This is a genomic window from Phaeodactylibacter sp., from assembly GCF_040219495.1.
Lineage (GTDB): Bacteria > Bacteroidota > Bacteroidia > Chitinophagales > Saprospiraceae > Phaeodactylibacter.
On sequence record NZ_JAVJSK010000128.1, the window covers coordinates 1 to 10,277 of the forward strand.

General features: G+C 48.7%; 9 protein-coding genes and 1 pseudogene. 4 read left to right on the top strand and 6 right to left on the bottom strand.

Features of this window, described 5'->3' with window-relative positions; all coding sequences use genetic code 11:
• Positions 1 to 275: 275 nt before the first annotated feature.
• Positions 276 to 1,709, top strand: coding sequence for a sugar porter family MFS transporter (locus tag RIC19_RS20460; protein WP_350180229.1), 1,434 nt, complete (start codon positions 276 to 278; stop codon positions 1,707 to 1,709).
• A gap of 368 nt (positions 1,710 to 2,077) precedes the next feature.
• Here RIC19_RS20460 and RIC19_RS20465 read toward each other — a convergent pair whose 3' ends face one another.
• From RIC19_RS20465 to RIC19_RS20490, 6 genes and pseudogenes are all read right to left on the bottom strand, one after another.
• Positions 2,078 to 2,512, bottom strand: coding sequence for a cold-shock protein (locus RIC19_RS20465; protein WP_350180230.1), 435 nt, complete (start codon positions 2,510 to 2,512; stop codon positions 2,078 to 2,080).
• Between the two features lie 340 nt (positions 2,513 to 2,852).
• Positions 2,853 to 3,608: a carbonic anhydrase family protein gene (locus tag RIC19_RS20470; RefSeq protein WP_502930852.1), complete on the bottom strand. Its 756-nt coding sequence runs from the start codon at positions 3,606 to 3,608 to the stop codon at positions 2,853 to 2,855.
• A 112-nt stretch (positions 3,609 to 3,720) separates the two neighbouring features.
• Complete coding sequence (locus RIC19_RS20475) at positions 3,721 to 4,581, bottom strand: glycoside hydrolase family 16 protein (protein ID WP_350180232.1); 861 nt, start codon at positions 4,579 to 4,581, stop codon at positions 3,721 to 3,723.
• 171 nt (positions 4,582 to 4,752) lie between these two features.
• Positions 4,753 to 5,050 (bottom strand): annotated as a pseudogene (locus tag RIC19_RS20480) (DUF1287 domain-containing protein); the annotation flags it as partial.
• The gene (locus RIC19_RS20485) at positions 5,028 to 6,167 is read right to left on the bottom strand and encodes a glycoside hydrolase family 26 protein (protein ID WP_350180233.1); all 1,140 of its coding nucleotides are present in this window, start codon (positions 6,165 to 6,167) and stop codon (positions 5,028 to 5,030) included. The pseudogene RIC19_RS20480 and the gene RIC19_RS20485, both read right to left, overlap by 23 nt.
• Before the next feature lie 44 nt (positions 6,168 to 6,211).
• A complete protein-coding gene (locus RIC19_RS20490) occupies positions 6,212 to 6,685 on the bottom strand; it encodes a hypothetical protein (RefSeq protein WP_350180234.1) in 474 nt (157 codons plus the stop codon).
• Positions 6,686 to 7,274: 589 nt separating this feature from the next.
• Between RIC19_RS20490 and ppk2 (RIC19_RS20495) the strand changes: the two genes are divergently transcribed.
• The 3 genes from ppk2 (RIC19_RS20495) (at position 7,275) to RIC19_RS20505 (ending at position 10,120) form a co-directional block, all read left to right on the top strand.
• Positions 7,275 to 8,123 carry a polyphosphate kinase 2 gene (gene ppk2 / locus RIC19_RS20495; protein ID WP_350180235.1) on the top strand — a complete coding sequence of 283 codons (849 nt, stop codon included), beginning with the start codon at positions 7,275 to 7,277 and terminating at the stop codon, positions 8,121 to 8,123.
• 9 nt (positions 8,124 to 8,132) lie between these two features.
• The gene (gene ppk2 / locus RIC19_RS20500) at positions 8,133 to 8,921 is read left to right on the top strand and encodes a polyphosphate kinase 2 (protein WP_350180236.1); all 789 of its coding nucleotides are present in this window, start codon (positions 8,133 to 8,135) and stop codon (positions 8,919 to 8,921) included.
• 551 nt (positions 8,922 to 9,472) lie between these two features.
• Positions 9,473 to 10,120, top strand: a complete 648-nt coding sequence (locus RIC19_RS20505; protein WP_350180237.1) for a hypothetical protein — start codon at positions 9,473 to 9,475, stop codon at positions 10,118 to 10,120.
• Positions 10,121 to 10,277 lie beyond the last annotated feature (157 nt).

A 10,277-nucleotide genomic window follows, 5' to 3' on the forward strand; every position in this document is an offset into this window, starting at 1 on the left:
TTAGAGCTTGTTGGGGTTTTGCTTTTGGAGCGAACGCAGCCAAATTTTGTTCTGATCAAGGCGTGATGAGGGAACATAGCCTTAGCTAAGTGACCGAAGAACAACGAAGAGCAGGACAAAATTTGGCAAGAGCAGCCCGAAGTGTAAAATCCCAACAAGCTCTTAAAATGGCCCTGTCAGCTCCAAATGTGGGCAGGCAGAGCAAATCAAAACAAAACGAAATACCTGGCCGCAGGTCACAACTCCGGTATAGCGCGGTCATAAACCAAAACAGTATGGAAAGTCAACCAAAAAAAACCAGCTTAGTACTCATTAGTGGCATTGCCGCGCTCGGCGGCTTTTTGTTCGGTTTCGACAGTGGCGTGATCAATGGCACTGTGGATGCACTGCAGCTTGCCTTTGATTCGGACGCTGCCGTCACCGGGTTTAATGTCGCGTCGGTGCTGCTGGGCGCCATGGCCGGTGCTTTTTTTGCCGGTACGGCCGCCGACAAGTTTGGGCGAAAGCCGGTGATGATTGTGACCGCTATCGGCTTTACCATCAGCGCCTGGGGCTCGGGTATTTCTGATGGTTCAATAGAGTTTATCCTGTTCCGAATTCTCGGTGGGGTCTCTATGGGCGCAGCAAGTGTGCTCGCACCAGCCTACATTAGCGAAATTGCACCGCCGAAGATTCGGGGCAGCCTGGCGACTTTGCAGCAGCTGATGATCGTGATCGGGCTCTTCATGGCCTTCATGAGCAACTACTGGCTGGCCGGGCAATCGGGTGGTGCATCAGAAGTATTCTGGGGCGGCTTCCAAACCTGGCAGTGGATGTTCTGGGCAGAAATCATTCCCGCTGCGGTGTTTTTATTTGCCTTGCTGACGATTCCGGAATCGCCCCGCTACCTGGTGGCGGCCGGCCGGGAAGCAGAGGCGGCACAAGTGCTGGCGGGCATCGCACCGGAGGAGGACGCCAACGCAAAAGTGGCGGATATCCGCTCCACCCTGCGCGAAGGTGCCAAGCCCCGCCTGAAGGACGTGATCAGTTCTTACACCGGCAAGATACACCCGCTGGTTTGGGCGGGCCTGGGCCTGGCGGTGCTGCAGCAGTTCACGGGCATTAATGTGATTTTCTACTACGGTGCCACTCTCTGGCAGGCGGCCGGCTTTACGGAGGCGGATGCGCTTTTGCAGAATGTGATCACCGGTAGTGTCAATATTTTCTTCACCATCGTGGCCATTGTTTTGGTAGACCGGCTGGGCCGAAAGCCGCTCCTTCTAGCTGGCTCCATTGGTCAGGCGGTGATGCTGGGCATCATGGCGTATATTTTCTCCAATGCGGCTTCCAGCGGGCCGGACGGGCTGCAGCTGTCCTCCAATCAGGGCACTTACGCCCTTCTGGCTGCCAACGGCTACATCGCCTTCTTTGCTTTCTCCTGGGGCCCTGTGATGTGGGTGATGCTGGGCGAGATGTTCCCCAACCAATACCGGGGCGCGGCACTGGCCCTCTGTGGCTTGGCGCAGTGGGGCGCGAACTTCCTGATTACCATCAGCTTCCCGATCCTGCTGGCGGGTATCGGGCTGGGGCTGTCTTACGGTATCTACGCCTTCTTCGGCTTTGTTGCTTACTTCTTTGTGAAGTTCTACGTGAAAGAGACCAAAGGCAAGACGCTGGAGGATATGTCACGGGAAGAGGCGGCGCTGGAGCGTGGCGGCGCGCAGGCGTAATCTGATGAGTTGTTAAGGGACTGAAGGCAGCGGTGCTTCCGCTGCCTTCAGTGTTTAAATAGAATTTGTGGCGGTATGTGTACTGACCGGGAGGCTTATGCCCGAAAGACCAGAAAAGGCCAGCTCAATAGTATCGGCGGCGGTACAGCCTGTTGTACAGGTCAGGGTCTAAAACAAGGGTGCAGGCAGATTACTAAAGTCCCAACACGCTCTAAAACTAATGGCTGCCGCCGGGGAACATCGTAGAAACCTTGATTTCAGGGGAAGATTCGGTCTGCCTGACTGTTATGCGCAGCCGGGCAGACTATACTATATAAGCTAGAAACAAATGCTAATTGGCGCTACTGGTTGGAAAGTGCGATACGGTGCTATGACTTCTTGAGCTGTACGTTTATCGCGATTGGGCCTTTAGGACCCGTGCCAATCTCGAAGGACACTTGGTCATCCGTATCGATTTCCTCTTCGAGATCATTCACGTGTACGAAGTAACTCTCCTGAGAGTCATTCTCAATAATAAACCCATAGCCCTTTTCCGCATTGAAGAACTTTACTTTGCCATTCCTTTCAAACTTGGATTGACCATCGTCTTCTCTCTTTGGGACGCCAATTTCAATGTCTTCCAGCTTGACCTCTTTCTTTGGCTTGTCAGGAGGGGTTGTAGAGAACTGACCATTTTCATCCACATACATGAATTCGACCTGGGTCTTGTCCTCAAACTTTTTTTGTTCTTTTCGCTCCTGCTTCTCTTTCCTCTTTTTACGTTTTTTCTTTTCCCGTTCTTTCTTCTGATAGCTATCTGCCATTCACTTTAAAGTTTTTGTTAAGTAATTGCTATATCCAAGATTAAAGCAAATAGCCGGTACTAGCGTTCTATCCCGTCAATGTTGAAAACAGCTGTGCTTCTAAAGATAGTGCTTTTATCTTAACTTTCGCCCTATCTTCTATCTATAAACTGTGCGAGCGCCTTAAAAGATCATTAAGCTACCTGGTATTACAACATTGAACCACTACAAAAGTCCCGATCAAGCCAGCATGTTTGGAGCAACTACGTCGTAAGGGCCACTAGGTGCTATTTCGACCTAAGGGACTGCGCAACAATAACTTACCCGTATTAGAGCGTGTTATTCAGTACAAACGGGTAGCTCATTTCAAAAAAGTCACTTTACCGTTGTCCATATCATAGACCGCACCAATAATTTTGATCTCATCGTTATCCTCCATCTCTTTCAAAATAGGGCTCCGTTCACGTACTTGCTGTATGGTGTGCCGGACGTTGCTCTCGCAAACCATGTGTACGAACTCCTCGTTTTTAGAACTCCGGTCCCCTTCGTACTCCGTAGCTTCCACCGCTGGGTTTATTTTAGAAAGCATCGGAGTAATATTGCCCAGCTCTACACCATCGACAGCCGCTTTGACGGCACCGCAGTGCTCATGCCCCATGACAAGGACCAATTTTGAGCCAGACACTTTGCAGGCAAACTCCATACTGCCCAGAATGTCTTCGTTGACGAAGTTCCCTGCCACGCGGGCTACAAAAACATCTCCTATACCACGGTCGAACACATCTTCAACAGGAACGCGGCTATCCACACACGACAGTACAATTGCTTTGGGGTACTGCGCATTGGTGCTTTTACGCACCTGTTCAGAATGGTTTCGGCTGGTCAGGTCGTTTCGCATGAAACGTCCGTTGCCTTCTTTGAAAGATTGAATAACCATATCTGGTGTGAGTGCTGCTTGTTCCTCAGCAGTCAGTACGTCTTCTACCAAGCCTGTAGTTGACTCTTCTTCAGGCGCTGTTGCCGTCTGTTCGGGTTCAGGCGCCGGGTTGCAGGACAGCAAAAACATTGTAAAAAACGATATGCCAAAAAGGAAAGACTGTAGTTTATTCATAGCCATCAGATATTAAGGAGGTGAATAGATCAGCAAATGCTGCTGGACAATCAACACCGGCCGAAAAACTTAGTTCGCAGATATTTTATTCCCAGACAAAATGCGAAAGGGGCCTTTTTCACGATCCCTTTCTATACTCATGCTTCACCCAGTCCACCTCCATCACCCATTCACCGGTCATAGGCGAGTCGGTGATTTTAGCATAGTTCAGAATGGCGAACATGGGCTCCGGGTATTTATCCCCTTCTCCCTCGTTGCGGTAAACCTCTTTGCCATCCAGCCGGTACACCAGGTCGCTGCCCTCCCATTCGACGGAATATTCATGGAACTCATTAAGGGTAGCCGGGAAGTTCCTGCGCATGCTTTGCCAGTCCCCTTTGTCACACTCCCCCAGGCTGACGATAGCACCCGTAGTGAACTCGTCTTTCATATGGTCACCATGATGTTCAAAAATATCAATCTCTCCTGACCCGGTCAAAGGCCAGCAAACATTCTCATCGTCTTCCTGAACGGGAGGCTCATTATTTTGTGCCCCCAGCAGCCACCAGGCCGGGAACATGCTCGCCTCCCCGTTGCCCGATAGCCGGAGCCGGGCGGTCCACTTGCCCTTCACGAATTCTTTCCGGTTTTTAGAGCAAATCCGGCCGGCGACATATTCGGTCTCCGGGTGTTGATTGCCATGCTTGTCGAAGTTGTCACACGGGCGTTTCTCCCCGATATTGACCACCTTAATTTTCAGGGTGCCGTCACTTACTTCCCGGGTGCCAAATTCCCCATCGGGTACGTAGCAATGGTTTTCATTATTCACCCAGATCCGCTGATCCTGCCAATTGTCCGGATTGAACGTTTCAAAATCATCGAGGAAATCCACTACCCAGGTATCAGTCATACTTTGCCCGTCTTTACTTTGGTTCCCGTTGCTGCAATTAAACGCCAGCGCCAGTAGGGCCAGCCATATCATTGTCGAGGTCGGTTTCATCTATTATCCGTTTAGTTCCCAATGCGGTAGTTCGCTTTCGGCAAACATAATACGAAATTAGTTCTGCAATTCAGAGCGCTGTCTTCTCCCGATACTAATAATAAAGCTTTATAAACATCATTTTCGGCAGGGCCAGAGAAGAAGCCTCATCGAAAGGGAAAAACAGCACGGCTACATACCGTACCGGTAATGCCCTATGATTTTAAAATCAAACAGGCAATCGGCCAGGACCTGCCCGGCGCCGATATTGTGGACAATCATAGGGCGCTTGCCACCTACAGATTTTTTGTCGACTACGATTCCGATAGGAGTGACCGCACCACCTAAATTCCAACATACCACATCACCGGGGCGATAAGTCCGATGGGCTATCCGAGATTGGCAGCTCCGCCCCTTGTCATTTGAAGAAGGTCATGAGGTTCGGGACGCTTCGGTGGTCAATATTCCTATCTGTTGTTTTCAAACCCCAGCTGTTTAAACAGCTCAGCGGACTGCTTTAAATACCGGGCTTTGCCCGTCTCTTTGAACCAGGCCCTGGTCACCTGTTGGTTGTTTTGCAGGCGGCTGTCCTGCCAGGTAGAAGTGCCCACAATATTCAACCGCGTCCAGTCTTCATTGATAAAGCTTATGGCCTTAATATTTTTCCGGTAGATGAAGGAAAAGAAGTGGACAAACCATTGATCCCAGGCGTCGGTATTGTCTGGGGTAATACCCTTGATAGGGCTGGATTCCGCGATCATAACGGGTTTCTTGTGCGCTTTGGCCAATTCCAGAACCCGATTACAGTCCGGGCCGAAATCAGTACCATTATAAGCATGCCCAAACACAGATATGGCCACCCAGTCCACATACTCGTCCCCCGGGTACCAGGCCGACAACGGGTGCCCTTTGTAGGTGGGCGCAGCATAAGAATGCCAGACCAATGCCACATTCTCCACCCTTTCAGCACGCATCAGGTCCACAATATGGCGGTAGGCTTTGACGTACTCCTCCGGATCAAGCTCGTTGTGCGGGCCGTCAAATTCATAGCCGATCCTCAGGTAGACCGGCCGGTTTACCGACTTGGCCCAGGCACTGTACCTGATGATGACGTCGTCGTATTCACCCTTGCCTGTTTTTTCGGCAACGCCCCATTTGCCCACCATCCACAGCGCACTTTGGAGGGCTGTATTCGGAAACTTTTTGACCAGAAACTGGTGGTTTTGAGTGGAGCCGGTTTCGTTTTTTTGCGCTTTTGTCACACCGGTAAATTCCGGAATCCCCCAATAGGCAGCCCAACCGCCCGGGATTGGCTCAGACCGGAAGTCCTTCGTGTATTCGGTAATACGTTCAACTGTTTGCCCCATGATCAGGAGGGACTTCCCTTCCTCAGGTACAAACTTTGATTGCTCGTATTCATAAACATATTCCGGGTCCACGTCCGTCTGTATCTTTGCAACCATGTCATTAATAATTGGACCCTCCGTTCCTGCTTCCTGATGCTGCCCTCTAACGCCGGCACAGGACGTCACCAATAATAGCAGGGTAGCGGGCAGGTAGAAGGAAAGAGCAAAATAGATAATCCTCTGCTGTCCTTTCGTTTTCATTTTGCTGGCGTCTGTTTGTCCTTTTTGAAGCCCGTTTGGGCAGTTCAATGCCCTGATTCCGCAAATATTTTCCGGTTTGACCTATACCGGCCCAGTCCAACCACATCAAACTCATCCGCTTCCTCTGACGATTGGACGCCCAAATGCCTTAAGGCTTGATTGATTGCACCGTCTACTACCGCCACGTGCCCGAATTTTATTTTTGGCTCCACGCCATCGTAGGAAATCAGCGGCCCCTCAATTCTCTTACCCTCCAGCCAGGTTTCGGCGATTTGCGTGCCTATTCCTCCAAAGTAGGCCGTTTCAATATAGGCGCATTTCCCCAAAAAGGAAAGCTCCCTTATGACAGCAGTTGTCCCTTTTAGCAGTGCTCCATACGGAGCAACTGGCTTTTCAGAAGAACCTGCCTCCTCTGTACTTTCAAGGGGGATGAGATGGTAACCCTCAGCCAAAACGACATTGGGCAGATCGCCTTCGTAGGTAAAGCTTGTGATTACTCCGTATATGTTGTGAGCCATGCCTGGTTTGTTTTTTGAGAACTGCTCTAAAAATTTGCTCCGCGCCTACTTCCTGGTACGGCCATAGTTAGAGTCTACCCTGAAATTAATATGACCGCAAGCAGACATGAGCTGGACGTATCAAAAAGCGCACAAAAAAACCGGAAACACCCCAAAGAAGGCTTGTTTCCCGAGTGATGCTTTGTTTTGCACCCACAAGATAACCAACCTTTATTTTGCAGCTATGATTTTTCGGCCCTAATCCGGGCAAAAGCACAGTAGTTTGCCGATAGCCCGATCGTGTGGGGTGAAAACTACCCAAAGACACTTAAAGCTCTGAAAAACAAAGGTATATGTTTTACCATAGAAATAGTGTAGAACTACAGGAAAACCTACTCATACCTTTGCTCTCAAGTTAAGTTTTTTTCAACTTCTTGCATAAATTGGAAAGAAAAGGCAATACGGGGTTGCTCGGACGTTTACCAAAAAAGTGTAGCTTGCAGACCGGTTACTAAAGTCCAAACACGCTTTAAAAGATCAAAAAAGCCGTAGCAGTTCTGCAGTGACCTCTAACGTACTAAAGCCTGAATAGCCACCGAAAACGAAAAGAATGGAATTTGAAGCTTCTGACCTCTTGAGGGCAAAGACCAGAGACGATTTGATCGCGATTGCCGGAAAAAAAGGTATATCAATCGAGAAGACTCTGCAGAAGCTGCACTACGAGGCCGAACTGCGCATGTTGCAATCCGAAATGGTCAGTCTGCAACATTGGATTGCCAAACATAAAAAGCGGGTCGCCATCATCTTTGAAGGACGGGATGCCGCAGGCAAAGGGGGCACCATAAAACGCTTTAAGCAGTACCTCAATCCGCGTATTTCAAGAGTGGTCGCCCTGACCAAGCCTACTGCTGTAGAAAAGGGGCAGTGGTATTTCCGCCGCTATATTCAGGTCCTGCCCAACCCGGGCGAATTAGTGTTCTTTGACCGCAGCTGGTACAACCGGGCGGTAGTAGAGCCCGTCATGGGGTTTTGCACCCAAGAGGAATACGATCAGTTTATCCTGCAGGTTCCGGAGTTTGAGCACCTGCTGTACGAAGACAATCTCAGGATCATCAAATTCTGGTTTTGTATTTCCAGGGAAGAACAGGAGCAACGCTTTACCTCGCGCCTGAAGAATCCGTTGAAGCGATGGAAGTACAGCCCGGTGGATATGGAAGGCCAAAAGCGGTGGGATCAGTATACCCACTACAAGGAAGAGATGTTTACCAAGACGCATACTAACTTTTGCCCCTGGGTCATCGTCGAAGCCGACAGCAAGAAGCGTGCTCGCTTGGAAAGTATGCGCTACGTGCTGTCCCGGTTTGATTATAAAGGAAAGGGCGATTCCGGGGCTACGCTGCAGCCAGACCCCAATATTGTGAAGCAATATTACCGTAGCAATCCTCAGGTTGATATCTAAAAACAGATTATGGGACAAAAGAAAATTTCCCGGACACAGTTGGATATGCTCAACTCCAGGTATGGCCTATACCACTTGCTAAAGCATAAGGCCCTGGATATAGAACAGGCTATTGAAGATATCACCTTTACACTTGCAATGAGGAAACAGCAGGAAAAGCTGATCCATCTGCAAAACTGGGTGATTGAACACGACAAAAAGGTAATTATCCTCTTTGAAGGGCGGGATGTGGCAGGCAAAGGCGGTGCCATCAAAAAAATAACAGAACATATTAACCCGCGGCACTTCCGGGTAGCAGCACTTTCTATCCCTACAGAAGACGAGCAAAAGCAGTGGTTTTTTCAGCGTTATATCAGGCAGTTGCCCAAACCGGGCGAAATTGTCTTCTTCGACCGCAGCTGGTACAACCGGGCAGTGGTGGAGCCGGTGAACGGCTTTTGCACAAAGAAAGAATACAAGCGGTTCCTGTCGCAGGTCAACGACTTTGAAAAGATGGTAGTACAGTCGGATACCTACCTGCTGAAACTATTCTTCTCCATTAAAAAAAAGGAACAGGCCCGGCGCTTTGCCGCCATTGAGGCGGACCCCCTCCGGCAATGGCAGCTGACCCCCGTTGACCGGCAGGCACAAACGTTGTGGGATGTTTATACCCACTACGAAAAGAAGATGTTTGCTCACACCAATACCGCTATTGCTCCATGGAGGGTAATAGATGCCAATAAACGGGACCGTGCCCGCCTGGAGGCTATCAAGTACATTGTCGACAGTATCCCCTACACCAGAAAAATGAAGCCTTAGAGCCTATTTGGAGCGGTTTCGTAAGGAATATCAAGGATTTATGGTTCTGGCAAAGTCACTTAGTGCGGAAGTCAGAGCTTGCCCCACATTTCTGCAGGGCTCATAAAGCGTTGATTTGCAATAGCATCTCTTATTGTGCCCGAGGGGCGTATATAAGCAACCCTGCCTGCGTGTCGAACACTTCGGTCTCCGGTGGCCAAAGCCCACAGACGACGAGACACAGGCAGGAAAGTGCCCCGGTGCACCGGGACAGACCGATTACTAAAGTCCCAACACGCTCTAAAAAAACCGAAGGGATGACATCGAAAGCCTGGGTGAGGTCTAATCAAATTTAAGCCTAATCAAAAGGTGTCAAATCTCACTATAACGTTCGAGATTACAATTCAAAACGATTCACCTTCCTTTCCACCCCATCTTTGCCTTATCAATTCGATAAAGCAGAGTAAATAATCATTGGTTGATGATTTCTTTCCTCTTTACTAAAAGAACTAATGTTAAAGGGAAGCACTTTGTAGAAATCGGATTTTTCACGAAAGAACAAAAATGTTACCATGAAAAATCTATTTGCAATTCTTTTATTTTTTTGCACACTAAGTGCTTTTGCTCAAACAAACTCAACAGAGGATAAAGAAACGGAAGTTACCCATAAATGGAGGGTAAGTATGCCTTATATTGTTCCTGATGAGCTTATCTCTGGTTATGACGATCGAACAAGTGTTCAAATGGTAGAGCTCCATGTAAAACGCAACCTAGATAATAAGAACATCGTTGGGGTAAAGTTTGCCACCTGGCGATTATTTCAACCCATGGGAATCACCTGGTGGGATGGTGTTGTGGATAAGATAGATTCCGGAACTGAATATTACGATGGATATTTAAGGGAAACAGGAATTGGCATCACGTACCAACGCATGCTTTGGAAGGGGCTATTTGCAGCTGTTGAAGTTCTGCCACAGATTCAAACCTACACGGATTTAGACGGCAATAAAATTAAAAATGGGTTTAAGGTTTACAACTCGCTTCATTTGGGCTACCATGTGGCATTTGGGAAGAAAAAACGATTTTTCATTGAACCTCAGGTTCATTGCAACCAGTGGATGTTTGACAACAATTCTCCTGAAGGATTTAAGGAGATGGATGATAAATATGGAAACGTCTTTCTTTTTGAGCCAAATATTTACTTTGGGTGGAAATTTTAAGAGCTTGTTTGGAGCGGTTTCGTCATGAAAATCAAGGATTTATGGTTCTGGCGAAGTCACTAAATTTGAGTTTAGCGGGCTAAATGAAAATTTAGTGAGGAAGCCAGAGCTTGCCCCGCATTTCTGCGGGGTTCATAAAGCGTTGATTTGCAATAGG

Excerpts from the sequence above, each read along its gene's own strand:
- RIC19_RS20460 (WP_350180229.1), top strand. The coding sequence starts at position 276 with ATGGAAAGTCAACCAAAAAAAACCAGCTTAGTACTCATTAGTGGCATT.
- RIC19_RS20465 (WP_350180230.1), bottom strand. The coding sequence starts at position 2,512 with ATGGCAGATAGCTATCAGAAGAAAGAACGGGAAAAGAAAAAACGTAAA.
- RIC19_RS20470 (WP_502930852.1), bottom strand. The coding sequence starts at position 3,608 with ATGGCTATGAATAAACTACAGTCTTTCCTTTTTGGCATATCGTTTTTT.
- RIC19_RS20475 (WP_350180232.1), bottom strand. The coding sequence starts at position 4,581 with ATGAAACCGACCTCGACAATGATATGGCTGGCCCTACTGGCGCTGGCG.
- RIC19_RS20485 (WP_350180233.1), bottom strand. The coding sequence starts at position 6,167 with ATGAAAACGAAAGGACAGCAGAGGATTATCTATTTTGCTCTTTCCTTC.
- RIC19_RS20490 (WP_350180234.1), bottom strand. The coding sequence starts at position 6,685 with ATGGCTCACAACATATACGGAGTAATCACAAGCTTTACCTACGAAGGC.
- ppk2 (WP_350180235.1), top strand. The coding sequence starts at position 7,275 with ATGGAATTTGAAGCTTCTGACCTCTTGAGGGCAAAGACCAGAGACGAT.
- ppk2 (WP_350180236.1), top strand. The coding sequence starts at position 8,133 with ATGGGACAAAAGAAAATTTCCCGGACACAGTTGGATATGCTCAACTCC.
- RIC19_RS20505 (WP_350180237.1), top strand. The coding sequence starts at position 9,473 with ATGAAAAATCTATTTGCAATTCTTTTATTTTTTTGCACACTAAGTGCT.